This window comes from Chthoniobacter sp. (assembly GCF_040003245.1).
Lineage (GTDB): Bacteria > Verrucomicrobiota > Verrucomicrobiia > Chthoniobacterales > Chthoniobacteraceae > Chthoniobacter.
Map to the genome: position 1 here is coordinate 1 of NZ_JBDUCX010000064.1, position 17,098 is coordinate 17,098.

Sequence of the window (17,098 nt, forward strand, 5' to 3'; positions counted from 1 at the left end):
ACTCGGAAGCAGTAGCCCGTTTGTAACCTTCCGCCACTCTGTTGCGTCTGCTGGGATGATGAATGCCGCTTTTGACCCATTTTGCTCCCGAGCGGCGCCTTTCCCGACCGATGAGTTCGCTTGCCCTTTCCTGGACTGCATTGCCTTTGCCCCTGGCGGACGCTAAGACGCCGTCAATGGCTGACCTTGCCCCGCCCACCGATGAAGCTCTCGTCGCGGCCTCGCTGGCTGGCGATGAGGCTGCGTTTGCGGGGCTGGTGGGGCGCCACAAGCGGCGGGTCTTCGCGGCGGCGGCGCGGTTCGCCCGCGACGATCATCAGCTCGACGACATCGCGCAGGAGATCTTCGTGCGGGCCTTCCGCCATCTCGGCAAGTTTCGCGGGGATGCGCCGTTCGAGCACTGGCTGGCGCGGATCATCGTCTCGGCCTGCTACGATTTTCTGCGCAAGGAGCGGCGGGTGCGCGAACAGGTCTCGCTGGAGGGCACGGAATGGGACATGCGCGACGCGGGCATCGATGCAGCCTTGGCGGCCGGGCGCGCGCGGGAGCTGGTCCACTGGGCGCTGGCGAAGCTGGCGCCGGACGAGCAGCTCATCATTACCCTGGCGGAACTGGAGGAGCGGCCCATGAAGGAAATCGCGGAGCTCACCGGCTGGAGCGAAAGCAATGTAAAGGTGCGGGCTTTCCGCGCCCGGCAGAATTTGAAAAAGATACTGGAGACGACCCATGAACGATAACCTCGACCAAAAACTGGATGCCCTCTTTGCCGCCGCCCGCGCGACGACTCCGGACACTTCACGCGCGGAGTTTGCCTTCGAGACGCGGCTCACCGCGCGGTTGCGCGCCGAGAACTCCGGCTCGCTCTTCGCCTGGGCATGGCGATTGTGCCCCTTCTTCGCCGCGCTGGCCCTGGCCGTGGGCTGGTGGAGCCATACCACGGAGCGCGCGGAGGTGGTGTCGCCTCTCGTCGCGGAAGTCGCACCAGGGAGCGATGAACAACTGCTCGTCGCCTACATGACGGGTGACCACCGATGAGGACGCTGAAGCGCATCTTCGGTGTGCTCCTGATCTTTTTCTTCGGCTGCTTCATCGGCGCCGCGGTGACCGGCGCGGGCGCCATGCAAAAGCTCCGGGAGACGCTGCTCGGTGGCCCGGAAGCGGTCATGGATGTGGTCGTGAAGCGGCTCGATCACGAGCTCAAGCTCGATGACGAGCAGAAGCGCAAACTGCAGAGCATCGTGGACGACGCACGCATCAAACTCCGGCAGAGCCGCTTGAAGATTCAACCGGAAGTAGAGGGAACACTACAGGAAGCCGAGCAACGCACGCGCGCGATCCTCTATCCGTCACAGGTGAAGAAGTTCGACGATTTGATTACCCGCAGCCGGGCGAAGTGGAAGGCGGCGGAGATTCCGATCGCCGCACCGGCGCCGGCGGCGGCTACACCCGCACCGGGCACGCCTGCACCGGTGCCGGCAGAGGACGCAAAGTAAGACGCGGGCGTCTCCCGCGGAATCGCAGTGACTCCTCACCTCGAAGGCGCTATCCCACACGCGCATGTCGAAGACCTTCGCCTGGTTTGTCTACGCGCTGACCCTCGCGTTCTTCGGCTGCTTCTTCGTCTGGCCTATCGGCGTCACGCTGGGCGGCGCCTTCTTCGATGCGGACCGCAAGTTCACCTTGGAATTTGTGGCCGAGGTTTTTCGCAACCGCATCTACCTCGAAGGCCTCGGCAATTCGCTGCTCCTGGCCATCGGCAGCACCACGGGCGCGCTGGCCATTGCGCTGCCGCTGGCCTTCATCGCGGATCGCTACGATTTTCCCGCGAAGAAACTACTCACCGCAGTCATCCTCGTGCCGATGATCCTGCCACCCTTCGTCGGCGCCATTGGCGTGCGGCAGATCTTCGGCCAGTACGGCGCGTTCAATGCGTTGCTCATGCACCTCGGTGTGCTCGGCGCGAATGATACCATCGACTGGCTCGGACGGGGGCGAATGTGGGGCGTCGTGGCCCTCAACGCGCTGCACCTCTACCCGATCCTTTTTCTCAACCTCACCGCCGCGCTCGCCAACCTCGATCCCGCCATGGAGGAAGCCGCGGAGAACCTGGGCTGCACCGGCTTCCGCAAGTTCCGGCGCATCACCCTGCCGCTCATCATGCCGGGCCTTTTTGCGGGCGGCACCATCGTCTTCATCTTCGCTTTCACCGAGCTCGGCGTGCCGCTCATCTTCGACATCACCCGCGTCACCTCGGTGCAGATTTTCTACGGCATCAAGGAGATCGCCGGGAATCCGTTTCCCTTCGCGCTCGTCGCCGTGATGCTCGTCAGCACGGCCCTGCTCTATGCCGCCAGCAAGCTCCTCTTCGGCCGCGCCAGCCACACGATGGTGTCGAAAGCGACGACTGTCTCCAGCGCGCGGACACCGGGCACCGCTGTGCAATGGGCCTGCGCGCTGGGTTTCGGGGCGATCACCTTGGTCGCGCTGCTGCCCCATCTCGGGGTAATCCTGGTCTCGATCGCGGGCGACTGGCACCACACGGTGCTGCCCACGGGCTGGACCGCCGAACACTACCGCGCCGCCCTCGGCCATCCACTGACGGTCCCTTCGATCCTCAACAGCCTCAAGTACTCCAGCCTCGCGACCGCCTTCGACCTGGTGCTCGGCGTGCTCATCGCCTACGTCGTCGTCCGCACCACCCTGCCGGGGCGCGGCCTGCTCGACGCCCTCGCAATGCTGCCGCTCGCCGCCCCGGGGCTCGTCCTCGCCTTCGGCTACATCTCGATGACGCAGGACGGGCGCGTCTTCGAGTTCCTGAATCCTTCGAAAGACCCAACGCTCCTCCTCGTCATCGCCTACTCCGTGCGACGACTGCCCTATGTGGTGCGCTCCGCCGCGGCGGGACTGCAGCAGACGAGCGTGACACTCGAGGAGGCCGCGCAGAATCTCGGCTGCCCGCCGCTGCGCGCCCTGCGCCGCATCACCTTTCCGCTCATTGCCGCCAATGTCCTCGCGGGCGGCCTGCTAGCCTTCGCCTTTGCCATGCTCGAAGTCTCCGATTCCCTCGTGCTGGCGCAGAAGCAGCGCGACTTCCCGATCACCAAGGCGATCTACGAGCTCTTCCAGAGCATGGGCGAAGGGCGCTTCGTCGCCTCCGCGCTGGGCGTGTGGGCGATGGTGTTCCTGGCGCTCACGATCTTGGCCACGAGCCGGTTGCTTGGAAAAAAGCTCGGCGCGTTGTTCCGCGTTTAGCTACGTCGGGCAGGGCAGCACGTCGGGCACGGCCGCGACGGCCGGGATGTCTCCCGCTGTTCTTTCATCCAGCCACAGGGCCTGCCGGCAAAACAGGAATCGCATGTGCCCGAAATTTTCCCAGCCCGCGGCCTCGGCCAGGGTGCGCAGTTCGCCGAAAGTAAAAGCGCGCTGCATCGAGGTGTTCGCATCGGCCTGGGTCATCGGCAGGCGATAGAAGAAGGTGGTGAGAAGTTGCACTCCGAGCGCTCCCAGTTCGCTGCGCTCCAGGTCCGAGACCAGCACGAAGCGATGGGAAAGATGGCGGCAGCGGCGCAACAACACGACCGCGTCCTCATCACTGAAATGGTGCAACGCGAGCGAACAGATCACGAGATCGTACGTTTCCTTCGTCTCCCATTTCAGCACATCGCCCCGCAGCAATTGAATCTCGGGATATCCCTGGCTGCCCCGCCGCGCGAGTTCGAGCGTGGACTCGTGGAAATCGACGGCGTCAATGCGCAGCGTCACCCCGGCCGCGCGCGCCCAATCGACCATCAGCCGCGGGATATCTCCCGCACCCGTGCAAAGGTCGAGCACACGGTAATTGCGATCCGGCGCCAGCCACTGGGCGAGGAATTTGCGCACCAGCCGATAGCTGCCGAAATAGCGGTTGAATGAGACGAGATTCCGCAGGTAGGCCTCGAGTTCGGGCGTGACCGGTTGCGGACGATCCATGAGCTCTGGCTCGAGTGGGTCGAAGGCGCGTTTCATGATGAACCAAACTTAAGCCCCGGCGGCGCGGGAAATCGAATCCTTTGATTGGCCGGATATCGAATCGCTAGGAACGCAGGGCCAGCAGGGCCAGCATGCGCCCGGTTTTTCCCCGCTCCATCCGATACGAATAATAGCGATCCGGGTTCGCCCCCGTGCAGATCCCGCAGTCGTGCACTTGCGTGACACCGGCGGCACGGGCCTGCGCGACGATGAGCGCCGCAAAATCGATCTCGAACAGCGGCGGACGGATGCACGGGCTGAGTTGCACGACGATCTTCGCCGGATCGCATTTGAACTCCGTGCGCATCCGCTCGATGGCCGCAGTGGTGATGCCCAGCTCGCTGCCCTTGCGGCCCGAATGCAGCAGCCCGATGACGCGCTTCTCCGGCTCGGCCAGATAGACCGCGCAACAATCGGCGACATAGACACCGAGGCAGACATCGGGGCTGGCGGTGATGAGGCCGTCGACCCCGGCCACCGGCGCGGGCGTCCGCTCATCCACGATGGCGATCTCCCGACCGTGCACTTGCTCGCCGACGATGACGTGCCGTTTGTCGAGACCCAGTTCCTCCCGCGCCGTCCGGTGAAACGAATCGAGCCGCTGCAAGGCCTGCGCGCGATCCACCTGCACATCCAGCCCGGCGACGCGGCCCAAAAAGGTGTGGATGATCCCCGGGGCTGCTTCCAGCGCCGCAAACTTCTCCATCGGCAGCGGCGCGATCACGCCCGATTCCACGCCGGTCACTTGCTCTTTTTCCTTGGGGTCTCTCTGGGCGTCGGCAACGGTTTGTCGTGCACGTCGCCAGTATCCACGAACACCGGATCCTTCGGCACCTTGCGGCGGACCAGCAACGGGTCGTTGAACGTCTCCGCATAGGAAGTGGCCGTGGCTGTCACGCGATCAAACTCGGCCAGCGCCGTGTTGTAGTTCGCGCGCGCCTGGAGTTCCGTGCTGCGGGCGGTGGTCAATTGCACCTGCGCATTGAGCACATCGAGCTGCGTGCCCGCGCCGGCGGCGAGCCGCTCGGTGGCCAAACGTACGGCCTCGAGCGCTTGCTCAACCGTCTTCTGCTGGCTGCGGATCGTTTCCCGCGCGGTCTGCACATTGGCGTAAGCCTGCTGCACCTCGAGCTCCACCTGGTGCACGGAGTCGTCGTAGTTCACCTTGGCGGATTCCAGGCTGGCGCGGGCCGCCTTCACCTTGCCGTAGGTCTCGAGGCCGTCGAAAATATTCCACTGCCCATTGATGCCGAAGAACCAGCCGTCGATCGTGTCGTCGAGATGGCTGGTGAGCGAGGAGTTGCGGACCTCGTAGCCGCCATTGGCATTGAGCTGTGGCTTGTAACCGGCGAGCGCGACTTTCACCTGCTCCTTTTGGATGAGGATGGTGAGGCGCTGCACCTTCAGAAACGGCCGGTGCTCGATGCCCATTTGGATGGCATTGCGCAGGCCGAGCGGACGCTCATTCACTTGCAGTTTGCCGACGGCGTGATACGTCGTCTGCCCCTGCGGGCCCGGGTCGATGCCGAGGGTCTTGGCGAGCTGGTATTCCGAGATCAGGTAATTGTTCCGGGCGCTGATCAATTGCGGCTGCTGGTTGGCGAGCGCGACCTCCGCCTGGAGCACGTTGAAGCGCGGCACCGTGCCGGCCTCGAAGCGGTTCTGCTGATCCTTGAGCTGGTCCGCGAGCAACCTCACCGATTCCTCCTGCACGGTGATCAGTTCCCGGTTCAGCAGCACCGTGTAGAATTGCTGGCGCACCGTGTCGATGGTCTGGTCGATGACGTCGCGCAGATTGAAGTAACTGCTGTCGTCGGTGAACCTCGCGATATTGATCGCCGCGCGCACCTGACCGCCGGCGTAGAGCACTTGCGAGACCTGCACCTCCACATTCCATGAGATATCGCCTCCCCCGGTGGAAGTCTGCGCCTGCGAGGATTGCGACTGGCTGTTCTGGACCGCGCTAACCACCTGCTCCGCCGCGCTCTGCGTGAGCCCCGGAATGCCGGACAGTTGCTTGGCCAGGTCACTCGTCGAATTGCTGGAACTGCTGCTGCTGGTGCCGGAAAGACCACTGGAACCATTGCTGCCGCGACCCTGTAGCAGCGTCTTGGACTGCTGAAAATACGAGGACGTCAGCGCCACGTGCGGCAGGGCCTCCGCGCGCACCTCGATGATCTGACCTCGCGTATTCTCAATCTGCCAGAGGGCCTTGAGGACGTTGGGGTTCTGCTTGAGGGCGAGCTTGATCGCCTGGTCGAGCGTCAGGTCGCCGGTAACGCTATGCTGGATGGGGCGCGGCTGGACGGCACCGGCATCGGAAAAAACTAGGGCAACAGCGGCGAAGGTCGCCGCCAAGGGAAGTAATCTCATTTCGACTGACAGTAGCTGAAGATTTTCTCGTAGATTTGCAACCACGTCTTCTGCTCCGAGGAATCGAGGACTTCCATCATTTTTAACAAGTTGGAAATCATGTCTTCGCGGACTTCGGCGACGAGGTTCGTGCCGGAGGTCGTGATCTGCACCATGACTTTGCGTCGATCGTCCTTGGCGTGCATGCGCTTGACGTGGCCCAGATTCTCCAGGCGGTCGATCAGCCCCGTGGCGGCGGCCGTGGAATGCCCCATCTTGCCCGCGATCTCCGACATCGTCAGCGCATTCTGCTCACGCAGGAAGCCGAGCAGGCAGTATTGGGGAAAGGAGACATTTCCGCGGGACAATTCCTTGGAAAGATTGAGGATGAAACAGCGCTGGAGGACAGTGAAGATGTCCGCCAGCCGCTCGGCGTCGGTGCGCTTGGGGTCCACGGCGCGTAAGGTGGGCATAAATTTAATGGCGTTTACATTAAAGCCCTTGAATGACTCGTCAACCGTTCATTCGCTCCAGCCGGCGAATCCCGCCAAGCCCTTTCCGTTACAACCTTGCAGGTGGCTGGAAACGGCTGCTACCCTCCGCCGATGGACGTCGAACTGCTCCGCAATGTTTCCATTTTGCGCAAACTTTCCGAAGAGGAATTGCGCTCCTTCTGCGCCCTGCTCCTGGAGCGTGAGGTGAAACCGCGAGATCGGATCATCGAGGAAGGCATCCCGGTGAAGAACTTCTCGATTGTCATGGATGGCGTCGTCCACATCCGGCGGCTGGCCGGCAAACGCGAGATGCTGCTCGGCCGGCTCGGGCCCGGTGGCTTCTTCGGCGAAATCAACCTCTTCGATCCAGGCGTCGCCACGGCCAGCATTTACGCGATGAAAACCACGAAGCTCGCCTATCTCGACTACGAGAGCTTTCACAAGTTCATGGAGTCGAACTCGACCGTGGGCTACAAGATCGCCTCGGCCATGATGACCGAGATGGCCCGCCGCCTCCGGCAGACCAGCGCCCGCCTCGTGAACACCGCCTACTGGTCCAGTGCCGAGGGCGCCATCCCCCGCCCGACTCCGCCGGATCCCTCGGTGCCGCCCGGCAAACCGGTCGAATTTCCGCAAGAGGGCGGCACACCGGCCATTTGAGGTTAAGGCCGATGAATGGTATTAATCGTCCCTCGGTAGGGATGCGCCAAAGCGCGAAATTAAAAAAAACTCGCACCTTAAATCGGCTTAAGCGGGCTTAAGGCACCTTAAATTGCCCCGTATTACCGTAGTCGGATGCACGTCGATCAAGGCAGTCGGAACGCCAATTTCTATGCGCTCCGCGACGCCTTATTGCATCTTACTTGCACTAAATCGCCCCGGCGTTCGTGTGTCAAAGAACTCCACCCCTCGCCCGCCCATAGCTCCTCCTCAACCATCTGGCACGAGTGTAGCACCACAAGCTGCCAATGTCAACATTTTTCTGCCGGGCCAGCGGCCCCCTGCGCCGCGGCTACTGAAACACCTGGTCGCCCTTTTTCGGCGTCCCCTTGACGATATCCGCCACCACGAAGGGCGGCTTGCGGATCGCCGTCACCTTCAATTCCACCGGCGCACCTCCCGGTACCGCGGCATTGATCGTCAGCACCGTGCCGGCCGCGGGTGGCGGCAGCGAGCCGTTGTCGATCAAGACAAAGGTGGGGTCATCGCTCACCAAGGTCACCGTACCCACCAGCAAGGGGGTTTTCGCCTCGGCACGCGGGGGCTTCTTCTTTCCCCAGCGCGGCCAGTGCAGCAAGGTACAGCCGGGCAGCACCACGATGACCACCAGTACGGCGGGAAGGAAACGAAAGCGATGGAGCATGGAAGACACCTGCACCGTCACAGCACCACAGAAACGCCCCGGCTGCAACCGGGTGGCGATTTTACCCCGACCCGTCAATCTTCGTTGGCGCCGCGGTCCTCCGCCGTCAGGACAGCCAGGCCGAAAAGCAGCACCCGGGTGAGCACAATAAACGAGCCCGCCATGAGACAAGCGATGGAAATGAGGGGGAACATAACGCGGGCACAAGACACCCTCTTTGACAAAAAGCAAAGCACAATCCACGCTCCCGGACCGCCTTGCCCTAAAAAGGCGGCCCCATTTCAGGAATTTTTCTTGCCATCACCCCCGAACCGCTCGAAATAAGCGCCCCGCAATTGGTGAGGTGGCTGAGTGGTCGAAAGCGGCGCTTTGCTAAAGCGTTGTACCCTTTAAAAGGTACCCAGGGTTCGAATCCCTGCCTCACCGCTCTCTTTAAAACAGAGAGATGTGCCCAAGAATGTGCCCTTTCGAGGGGCACACGGGCCTGAAGCGGGCACCGAAAAATATTTTGGTCGCTGTGCCTGGGCACGGTTCAGTCGCGACCCTCAACCGGCCCTTCGCCGCCTTGAGCACTCGCCCTTTTGCTGGTCATGAGGGCACCGGCAGAGATTGGGAATGGGGCGCTTGCCGCCGCGGCAGCGGCGGCTGCGCCCCTTTCCTTGTCTATGAGTCACAACTCAAACGGCGTAGAAAGCGCCGCGCAAGTTGTCGAGGTTTTCAGTCTCAATGGGTCGCACCGGAAAACCGCCTATGCGCTGGAACAGAACGTCGCGCGGATGTTCGCGGAAGCAGGCATTGAGCGGATCGGCTTTTTGACGCTTACCGTCGGCGACTGGAAAAGCTGCGCGGACGCTGGATTCTGCTGCTGTCACGAAGGGGCAGCGCATTTCGTCCAGGTGTTTGATCCTGATGAGGCATCGCGGCGGATTAACAGCTTGATGACCGGTCTGCTGCGAGATCTCTTCCCGCGTGCGGTAATTGTCACTGAACGGCACAAGTCGGGCGCGATCCATTTTCATTTGATCGTCGAGTGCCGCGAGGACATCCGCACAGGGTTCGATTTCGCGGCGTTCAAGGCGAAATATGGCTACAAAAAAAGCGCGTCACCGTCTTTGCAGCGGCTCTGGGAGGTGCTTCTTGATCGCCTGCCGGGGTACGGCTTTGGACGTGCGGAACTCACGCCAATCTTCAAAACGGGTGAAGTTGTCTCTCGCTACGTTTCAAAGTATGTCGAAAAGAACCTCTTCGCGCGTCGGCCCGAGGACAAGGGGAAGAAGCTTGTGCGCTACATGGGGTGGCACGGGTCTCATATGCGACCGAATGATTTCTGCTGGGCTACACCAGCGGCCTGCGAGTGGCGCACGCGTGTGCGCTCTATCGCTGCGATCCACGGAATCACCGAGAGGGAGCAGGCGAGAGAAGCATGGGGCGCACGCTGGGCTTTTCGCCTCACAGGAGTCATTTCCGATCTGATTAACTCGGCGCACTTGCTTACACATTTCGAGTTTGTGCGAGCGGCGCGCAACTGGTCAGAGGCGGTCATGCTCTTCCCCGATTGGTGGCGGGACATGGAGGACCGCTATCGTGATGAGGCGTTCGGTTACGAGGTCGAGCCGATTGATTTCTCCGTCCTCGATGAGGTGCAGAAGTTTTGGGACGCTCGGCGCGCTGAGTGATCCTTCCGCGTGAGCGGGCGTGAGCAATGTTCCCCCAAATACGCCGAGGTTTGAGGAGGGCGCGCAGCCCACCTCTCTACAAAGCCTTCACACTTAACTATCGTCCGGTTGGTCTTCCCGCCACGCGCGAATCGCGTCAATGTGCAACGGATCAGCGCGCAGAGCTGCCCATGTAGCGGCGGCCTCTAGCCATTCCTCTCGCCCTTCTTCGTCGGCATCCCACTTGGCGTGGTGGCTAAAGTCTTCCATCTCGTAGTCTATTAGGGCACACAAACAGATGGCGACACCGACGAGTTGGGTGGGATGAAAAGGCGTATCGAGCAATGGCGGGATGTCCTTGCGGGTCGCAAAACATAGATGCGAGAGCAACCCTCGGGTGAGAGGGTTGACAACCGTAGCGGGCAGAGTGAGAAGCCAAGCGGAGATAATTTGCAGAGGAGTGGGAGGGACCGACATAGCTTTGCGTGTGAATTGTACCGGGTGGGCTTGAAAATCGCGTTTTTAACGCGAAGCGGCGGCAGCCGCCAGTCCGCCCGATTTTTTCCTGATCCCAGAATCCTGGACTACGAAGCCTTTCGGGCCTCGACCAGCCACCAGTCCATTCGGTGTTGCATGTTGTCCGTCGTCCAAGTTGCCTTTTCCACACTCACCTCGGCAAAGATCGAAAATAGTTCGTCTATCTGCGGCCGATCCATGAGGAGTATGAGTCCCCGGTTTTGAAATGGCCCAACAGGGATATCGCGGAACGTATTGTGCTCAACCTTTACTCCAAGTCCATATCCCCAGCTTTCATTGGTCATGCTGCACGAAAGGAACCGTCCATCCTGCTTGAGAACCCGCCATACCTCGGCGACCGCCCGTTGGCATTGACCGAAACGATTGCTGAAAAGCGATCCATTATCGATGACGCCATCGAAATGCTGGTCGGGCCAAGGCAGCTGGGTAAAATTCCCCAACCCGAAGGTCTGCGACAAGGTCCTCGCGGGCCAATCGCTCGCCCGACTGCCGCACTGCCGTCTCTGACCATCAATCGACGATACGTCAAACCCCTCCCGGGCCATGAACCACGTGCACGCCCCGGTCCCCCCGCCGAGATCGAGCAATTTCACCTGCTTTCGGTCGGGTGCCTTGTAAAAATTCCTGGCGACAAAGCGTATGACCTGTTCCGGGGGGTATTTTCCCCATTCCTGTGTGCTAAAGATTCGTTCCCAAATCGGGTCCCAGCTTGGCAAGTTACTCATGTGGAGAAGGAGGTAAGCGAAAGTTCAAAAGTTCACGTTCCCGCGTAGACGCTCGGCTTTTCTTGTCCAAGCGTACGTCGGTATTTCATGTTCGTCGCGTCGAACAGCGGAGACGAAAAATCAAAGCTGCGAATCGAGCAACAACCAAAGATGAGAGCGGCGGTCGGCTTGGTCAGTTCTGACTCGTGAAATGTCAGCTCGAATTTGATCGGGCCGCCCGCTTTCGGCAATTGGTGAGGCCACCTCGCTGTTGGAATACCTGGATTGAAGGCATTCGTTATCCGGACGCACTCGGGTGAGGGTTTACCGAAAATCTGTTTTACTTCGCCGGGCGCGACACACTCGGCGATCGTTTCGTCCTTGACCCGACCCGGAAAGAAAGTGTTCCGGATTTTGGCCGATGGCCCTGGTTCCACATAGGTCAAAGGCCCATCCTCCGGACTGATGACGTCCGTCAGATAAACCCACAGCTTGATGGTCTTGTGGTCAGCGTAATCGCGATGCCAGAGCTGGGAGGTTTCCCACTGGGGCTTTCCCGTGCTGAACGACACCGAGATATCCACATCCGCCAAATACGGTACCTGACCAAAGTAGGCTGCCGCCAACTTCAAAACCGGCTCCTGCAACGCAAATCGCACGAGAATGCCGTCCACGGTTCGGTCCAAAGGGCCGTTGAGATTTGCCCAATACGCAGTCATTCTGCTTTGCAGGTCCGGGTTCTGGACGAGCTTGTCCTGGCAAAACATGTCGAGTTCGGCAAGAAGTGCGGGATTCATTTCCGACAGTGCATCCGCGTAACCGCTCGCGTTGAGAGCATCCAACTTGGATCGAAGATCCGGCGGCAAGCATCGCGCGACCGCATTAGCGTGGGAAATGCGGCGCAGTGTATCGACCGGTCGGGTCAGGTTGAGAAGGCCCTTGCGCAGGTAACGGAAAGGACTGCCCGATGCCGTAATATTACGGCGCAGGCCACGCGCTTTCCTCAGTATTTCGTTTCCTGTCATAAAGTTCGTGACTTTCGTAGTTCGATTACGCAATGAGACGCAAGCGCCTTCCTTTTTTTGATCCAGAAAATGCCAAGTTTTACGTCACTCTACACCTGGTGAAATCCATGCCTAGCACGCAATTTCGCGATTCGCTTTATGAGTATCTGTCCGAGGTCCCCGCAGTCTGCGCGCGAGGAGTGACATTGAACGGCGTTTGGTGGATTGTCTGCGAAGAGGACTGGTCGCGCCCATGTTGGGTCCATATCTCCGAATCCGAGGCAGCGCTTTTTACATCGACACGAGCAATTGTTATCATTGCGGCAGCAGGCTCGCCACCGGGCACCGGCGTGTGACCTACGTTGCGACTTTTCTGACGCGCAACAGTCTCTACCCCATCGACACAATGGGATCAAAGGGACCGGGCATCTGTCCGAAATGGAAAAGCTGGTGCTCGGTCTTTAAGGGACGTTGCTCTATCCAGTGGGAGAGGCGGCGGGTGTCGTTGACAGAAACCCTTCCGATCCATAAAGTATTTCTATGACCGCAACTGCAACGGCGTTTGCTACCGTCCCCGATGTCGAGAAAACCGATGTTCGCAAGCTTACAAAGGCGCAGTTGAAGCGCGAAGTGGAGGCGATGAGTCACGCGATGGTCGAGCAGGGAGGCTTATTGAATCATCCCCAGGCGGCGATCCTGCTGGATGTAAGCAGTCGCCGTGTAAGCGAGTTGGTCGAACTCGGAAAGCTGACCCGATTTGATTTTCTCGGACGGACCTACGTCTCGATGCGGGAAGTGAGAAATCGCCTGGATCAAGATTTGAAGGCAGGCCGCCCGGCTCGGAACATTGCACAACGACTCGTAACGGGTGTGAAAATGGCCCTCAAATCGGATGCGGGGCAAGTGACACACGGTGGCTACACGGAATACGCGGGTCAGCAGAAATTGAAGAAGCTAGCCAAGCGGAAAAAATAATACTTCCCGTTACGGAAGTATTACGCTACTCCTTGCGGCATGAACCCGCAGGGCATTTCTCATTTTCCGCAGCCGATCCCGCTCATTGCGAAGGAACTGGCCTCCGCTTTGAAGAAGTCGCCTTGGTATGTGACGGCGATGCGGTCGGCGGGGTATCAGTTCGCGTATGGGACAATGACGACGCTGGAGCACGCGCTGGAATGGCTGGCGCTAAATCGGCACTGGCGTTCGACGGAATACGCAGCGCGGACACACAAGCGCTCACGTCCTCGGCGCGGAGACGTTGATAAATCCGGTGAATCGTCTCGCTAGCGTGTCCCACGAACCGCATAGCCTGGGATTCGGTGACTCCAGCGCGGCACAGTCTCGTCACAACGGTTACACGGGTGGAGTGGAAGCAGAGGTGCCGCAATCCGATCTTGCGAAAGAATCGCGTCCATTCGCGTCCCGTTTGCGCCGGCATGTCGAAGCTGCGGGTGTGCCCCTCTTTGCGGAGCCGGGTAAACAACGGAATCAAGGCATCGTGCAAAAGAGTCGTGAACGTCTTCCCCCCTTTCGCGTGGAAAGTGATGCGGTTGCGCTCGAGATCGACGTTCGAGAGCGGAAGGCAAGTCTCGGCGAAGCGGCATCCCTGGTGAATCGCGATCTCGAAGCATGTCCGCATCCATTCGGGGCGTGTGGCGAGAGCACTACGGATCGCGGCAATTTCGTCGTCGGTAATCTCCGGCTTTTCTTTCGTCGGTCCTTTCTTAAGTCCCAGGCGTGCGCTTGGATTGGTCGAAGCCATGCCTTGCCGGATCGCCTCGTTCATGACGATACGGAGAACCTTCAGATCGAGGAGAGCCGTGGTCCGCGCCGCTTTGTGGACGCCCGGTGTTTTGGGGTTCTGCCGCCAATCCACGTATTGAACGGCCTGCGTGTAGATGAGCTGGGACGGAAATCGGACTCCCCGCAAGGCGAGATACTGGCGCAAAGTTTTCCACGAGACCAAGTAGCGGTTCAGAGTCTTCGGTGTCGTCACGTAATGGCGCTCCAGGAACGGCACGACCCAGCTATCCCAAGCGGCCGTTTCCTTCACGATGGGCGTCTGATTCTCGGCGCTGGTCTTCGCTGCTTTGATGGAACGAGCCCGGCGCAAGTGGGCTCCGTTGCCAACGCGGCATTTGGTCGATTCACGGAGGATCTTACCCGTGGCCGGATCGCGGAATTTGACCCACCAAAAATCAGAGTTCGGACGTTCATAGAGCGAAGCCATAATGTGCCCTGCTGTGCCCAAACCCTCCAAAATGATCAACATCTTTCCTGTAGCGTCCTCTGTAATCCTAAGACATCCTCAGAAAGCGCCGATCCCAGGGTTCGAATCCCTGCCTCCCCGCCCCGCGCGACTGTGCGACGACACCTCTGTGGAATGCGGGAAGCTCACGATGCCTCGGGCGGGGATTCCGGACGTGCGACCGACGATGCGCGCTCCATGCCCGCCGCTTACACGACAGCGAGCTCAGGAGTGTAGCACCTGTCACAATTTGTTGACTGACCCCTATTCCGCCCTCGAAAAGCGGATGATCCGTCCTCGCGATCATTACCAGCGACCGCTTTGTCTCGGAGTTGATCGGCGATAGGGTCAAAGCCGCTTGCCGTGCGGGACTGATTCGTATATAAGGGCAGTGGATTCAGCGATCCTCGGGCGCAGACTGAATTCATTTTATTGTGCTTCCCCAAACAGACTTTGCTTTCAAATCAATTGCACTCGGTCGCGCGAACCTCGCAACAGATCCCAGCACTGGCGTCTTCCAAATTTACAGCGGGGAGTTGCTTTTGGCGCACCAGGCGCTCACCACGTCGGTCACTGAGTTTTATGAAGCGCTCCGGCGCGCAGCTAACGCCGTTATGGCCGCCTTCATGGATTATGGAGTTGTTCCCGCGCCCGAGCGCCAGAACGACTGCATCATCTTCGCCACGGTCGCTGACGACCTGCGATGTGCCACCGAGCTTGCGGCGATCGAACCGGACTACTCCGATTCACACCGTTTCGACATCAAGCTGAACCGCGCGCTGCGGTCGCTGCTGTCGCACACGGAGACTCCACCCACGAGCTATCGTCCGACGACTTCCGAGGTTGGCCTGTTCGATACGCTTTCGAGTGTTGGCACGCCTAGCTTTTCGACCTCAGGCACCGATAGCTACTGGCGCGCGACACGACGCAAGCGTTATCACCTCACCATCCATGAACACCGGAACCTCTTTTCCGAAGCCCTTCAAAAACTTCACGAAGTCGCCTAAACCCTGCACAGCAGACGCTCTGGGCCTTCAGTTCGGCGGATAGGACGGGACACGGGGGGAATGGGGGTCACGGGGGAATGGGGGAATGGGGGTCAGTCAACAAATTATGACAGACGCACTCTTTCGGCGTTGCATTGGAACTGAAACTGAGTGCGTCGTAGCGCAATGAACATTTGCGGGATCGTCTAGTATCCGCCGCAGCCGGTATAGTAGTGCCCCAGTCCCCAGTGCCGCGTCAGCCGACCAAACTTCTCCGCGATCAGATTCGTGATGCCGCTATTCCAGGCTGCGGACGCTTCCCATGAGCAGAGAGAAGGGACGCACTTCGCACTGCGCAGGCGATTCATTGGATATGAACGCACCATTTCTTTTGATCGCCGAACCCGGCTTGACCGGCTTCAAGCTCCGCAAGGAGGGCGAACAGTGGGAACAAGAATTTGCCAGTATTCCGCAAGCCGTTTTCTACGCGCAATCGGTCGCGAATGGGGAAGAAAAGATCATCGTCATGAATTCTGTCGGGCGAGAGGTGGCGGAGATGCGGGTCGATAAGCCGCGCTGAGCGCCAGCGCGCGGCGGGGTGGTTCGTTTAGACATTGCGGAGGTGGGCGGGTGGGCGCAAATTGGGCCGTCCCGATCCTGCCTATGGCCGAACCCACGATCGCCTCCATCGTCACGACGCTGCTGTCTCCTGGCAAAGGGCTGCTGGCGGCGGATGAGAGCTTCCCGAGCATTGCGAAGCGGTTCCAGCCGCTCGGTATTCCGTCCACGGAGGAAACGCGCTGCGCTTATCGCGAGATGCTCTTCACCGCTCCCGAAGTGAATGAATTCATCAGCGGGGTGATCCTGTTCGACGAGACGATCCGGCAGCGGATGCAAGGCGGCATTCCCGTGCCGGAGCTTCTCCACCAGCTGGGGATCGTCCCGGGAATCAAGGTGGACACGGGCACCGTCCCCCTCGCCAATTTCCCAGGTGAAAAGATCACGCAAGGTCTCGACGGTCTGCGCGAGCGGCTCAGCGAGTATCGACAACTGGGCGCGCGGTTCACGAAATGGCGCGCGGTGATTGCGATCGGCGAAGACACGCCCACGCGCACTGCTCTCGAGACCAACGCCCGCGTGCTGGCGCTCTTTGCCGCGCTGAGCCAGGAGGCGGGGCTGGTGCCGATCGTCGAGCCAGAGGTGCTGATGGACGGCAGCCACACCATCGAGCGTTGCGAAGAGGTCGAGGGCGCCACGCTGCAGAGCGTCTTCGACGCGCTGTGCGATCAGCGCGTCGTCCTCGAACACATGATCCTCAAGACGGGCATGGTCTTGTCGGGCAAGGAGTGCCCGCAACAAGCCGATGTCGCCGAAGTGGCGGAGCGGACGCTGCGCTGTTTCCGCCGCTTCGTGCCGGCGGCCGTGCCGGGCATCGTCTTCCTCTCGGGCGGGCAGAGTGATATCGCGGCCACGGAACGATTGAACGCGATCTGCCAGACGTCCGGCGCTCCGTGGAAGATCACTTTTTCCTACGGACGCGCGCTGCAGGCGCCCGCGTTGGAACGGTGGAAAGGTTCGGCAGACAATGTCGCGGCCGCGCAAGCCAGTCTCCACCATCGCGCCAAGTGCAACGGTCTTGCGGTGCTCGGGAAGTACTCGCCGGAGATGGAAAGAGTGAAGCCGGCATGACTTTTGACACTCGACAGGCGCTCTTCGGATTCGTTTTCCGCACAACCCCGTTCGCAAG

20 protein-coding genes and 1 tRNA gene are annotated in these 17,098 nt (G+C 60.4%); 11 read left to right on the top strand and 10 right to left on the bottom strand.

The features are described from left to right. Positions 1-176 precede the first annotated feature (176 nt). The 4 genes from ABJF10_RS10970 (at position 177) to ABJF10_RS10985 (ending at position 3,252) form a co-directional block, all read left to right on the top strand. The gene (locus ABJF10_RS10970; protein ID WP_348544607.1) at positions 177-737 is read left to right on the top strand and encodes an RNA polymerase sigma factor; all 561 of its coding nucleotides are present in this window, start codon (positions 177-179) and stop codon (positions 735-737) included. Beyond that, a complete protein-coding gene (locus tag ABJF10_RS10975; RefSeq protein ID WP_348544608.1) occupies positions 727-1,035 on the top strand; it encodes a hypothetical protein in 309 nt (102 codons plus the stop codon). The genes ABJF10_RS10970 and ABJF10_RS10975 overlap by 11 nt, the downstream gene beginning before the upstream one ends. Next, positions 1,032-1,493 (top strand): hypothetical protein, encoded by a 462-nt coding sequence (locus ABJF10_RS10980; RefSeq protein ID WP_348544609.1) that lies wholly within the window; start codon positions 1,032-1,034, stop codon positions 1,491-1,493. Before ABJF10_RS10975 ends, ABJF10_RS10980 begins: the two co-directional genes overlap by 4 nt. A gap of 64 nt (positions 1,494-1,557) precedes the next feature. Further along, complete coding sequence (locus ABJF10_RS10985) at positions 1,558-3,252, top strand: iron ABC transporter permease (RefSeq protein ID WP_348544610.1); 1,695 nt, start codon at positions 1,558-1,560, stop codon at positions 3,250-3,252. Here ABJF10_RS10985 and ABJF10_RS10990 read toward each other — a convergent pair whose 3' ends face one another. From ABJF10_RS10990 to ABJF10_RS11005, 4 genes are all read right to left on the bottom strand, one after another. Beyond that, the gene (locus tag ABJF10_RS10990; protein ID WP_348544611.1) at positions 3,253-4,005 is read right to left on the bottom strand and encodes a methyltransferase domain-containing protein; all 753 of its coding nucleotides are present in this window, start codon (positions 4,003-4,005) and stop codon (positions 3,253-3,255) included. It abuts the gene before it with no gap. A 67-nt stretch (positions 4,006-4,072) separates the two neighbouring features. After that, a complete protein-coding gene (locus tag ABJF10_RS10995; protein ID WP_348544612.1) occupies positions 4,073-4,753 on the bottom strand; it encodes a polyphenol oxidase family protein in 681 nt (226 codons plus the stop codon). Then, positions 4,750-6,381 (bottom strand): TolC family protein, encoded by a 1,632-nt coding sequence (locus tag ABJF10_RS11000; RefSeq protein WP_348544613.1) that lies wholly within the window; start codon positions 6,379-6,381, stop codon positions 4,750-4,752. Before ABJF10_RS11000 ends, ABJF10_RS10995 begins: the two co-directional genes overlap by 4 nt. Next, positions 6,378-6,833 (bottom strand): MarR family transcriptional regulator, encoded by a 456-nt coding sequence (locus tag ABJF10_RS11005; RefSeq protein WP_348544614.1) that lies wholly within the window; start codon positions 6,831-6,833, stop codon positions 6,378-6,380. Before ABJF10_RS11005 ends, ABJF10_RS11000 begins: the two co-directional genes overlap by 4 nt. 132 nt (positions 6,834-6,965) lie before the next feature. Here ABJF10_RS11005 and ABJF10_RS11010 point away from each other — a divergent pair, with 132 nt between their 5' ends. Beyond that, positions 6,966-7,514: a cyclic nucleotide-binding domain-containing protein gene (locus ABJF10_RS11010; RefSeq protein ID WP_348544615.1), complete on the top strand. Its 549-nt coding sequence runs from the start codon at positions 6,966-6,968 to the stop codon at positions 7,512-7,514. 352 nt (positions 7,515-7,866) lie between these two features. On the opposite strand, the gene ABJF10_RS11015 is transcribed toward ABJF10_RS11010, so the two are convergent. Beyond that, positions 7,867-8,217, bottom strand: coding sequence for a hypothetical protein (locus tag ABJF10_RS11015; RefSeq protein WP_348544616.1), 351 nt, complete (start codon positions 8,215-8,217; stop codon positions 7,867-7,869). Positions 8,218-8,554: 337 nt separating this feature from the next. On the opposite strand from ABJF10_RS11015, the gene ABJF10_RS11020 reads away from it, so the two are divergent. Both ABJF10_RS11020 and ABJF10_RS11025 read left to right on the top strand, forming a co-directional pair. Then, positions 8,555-8,643, top strand: a tRNA-Ser gene (locus tag ABJF10_RS11020). Between the two features lie 239 nt (positions 8,644-8,882). Beyond that, entirely contained in the window at positions 8,883-9,893 is a 1,011-nt protein-coding gene (locus ABJF10_RS11025; RefSeq protein ID WP_348544617.1) for a hypothetical protein, read from the top strand. 93 nt (positions 9,894-9,986) lie between these two features. On the opposite strand, the gene ABJF10_RS11030 is transcribed toward ABJF10_RS11025, so the two are convergent. The 3 genes from ABJF10_RS11030 to ABJF10_RS11040 all read right to left on the bottom strand — a co-directional run bounded on the left by ABJF10_RS11030 (position 9,987) and on the right by ABJF10_RS11040 (position 12,138). Beyond that, positions 9,987-10,217 (bottom strand): hypothetical protein, encoded by a 231-nt coding sequence (locus tag ABJF10_RS11030; protein WP_348544618.1) that lies wholly within the window; start codon positions 10,215-10,217, stop codon positions 9,987-9,989. A 239-nt stretch (positions 10,218-10,456) separates the two neighbouring features. Next, a complete protein-coding gene (locus ABJF10_RS11035; protein WP_348544619.1) occupies positions 10,457-11,134 on the bottom strand; it encodes a class I SAM-dependent methyltransferase in 678 nt (225 codons plus the stop codon). A gap of 32 nt (positions 11,135-11,166) precedes the next feature. Continuing rightward, on the bottom strand, positions 11,167-12,138 hold the full coding sequence (locus ABJF10_RS11040) for a hypothetical protein (RefSeq protein ID WP_348544620.1): 972 nt from the start codon (positions 12,136-12,138) through the stop codon (positions 11,167-11,169). A 519-nt stretch (positions 12,139-12,657) separates the two neighbouring features. Between ABJF10_RS11040 and ABJF10_RS11045 the strand changes: the two genes are divergently transcribed. Further along, positions 12,658-13,092, top strand: coding sequence for a hypothetical protein (locus ABJF10_RS11045; protein WP_348544621.1), 435 nt, complete (start codon positions 12,658-12,660; stop codon positions 13,090-13,092). 82 nt (positions 13,093-13,174) lie between these two features. Here ABJF10_RS11045 and ABJF10_RS11050 read toward each other — a convergent pair whose 3' ends face one another. Continuing rightward, positions 13,175-14,065: a tyrosine-type recombinase/integrase gene (locus ABJF10_RS11050; RefSeq protein WP_348544622.1), complete on the bottom strand. Its 891-nt coding sequence runs from the start codon at positions 14,063-14,065 to the stop codon at positions 13,175-13,177. A gap of 734 nt (positions 14,066-14,799) precedes the next feature. Between ABJF10_RS11050 and ABJF10_RS11055 the strand changes: the two genes are divergently transcribed. Further along, positions 14,800-15,372 carry a hypothetical protein gene (locus ABJF10_RS11055; RefSeq protein WP_348544623.1) on the top strand — a complete coding sequence of 191 codons (573 nt, stop codon included), beginning with the start codon at positions 14,800-14,802 and terminating at the stop codon, positions 15,370-15,372. A 185-nt stretch (positions 15,373-15,557) separates the two neighbouring features. On the opposite strand, the gene ABJF10_RS11060 is transcribed toward ABJF10_RS11055, so the two are convergent. Then, positions 15,558-15,719, bottom strand: a complete 162-nt coding sequence (locus ABJF10_RS11060; protein WP_348544624.1) for a hypothetical protein — start codon at positions 15,717-15,719, stop codon at positions 15,558-15,560. Between the two features lie 23 nt (positions 15,720-15,742). On the opposite strand from ABJF10_RS11060, the gene ABJF10_RS11065 reads away from it, so the two are divergent. Both ABJF10_RS11065 and ABJF10_RS11070 read left to right on the top strand, forming a co-directional pair. Further along, positions 15,743-15,931, top strand: a complete 189-nt coding sequence (locus tag ABJF10_RS11065; protein WP_348544625.1) for a hypothetical protein — start codon at positions 15,743-15,745, stop codon at positions 15,929-15,931. A gap of 83 nt (positions 15,932-16,014) precedes the next feature. Next, on the top strand, positions 16,015-17,040 hold the full coding sequence (locus ABJF10_RS11070) for a class I fructose-bisphosphate aldolase (protein WP_348544626.1): 1,026 nt from the start codon (positions 16,015-16,017) through the stop codon (positions 17,038-17,040). Positions 17,041-17,098 lie beyond the last annotated feature (58 nt).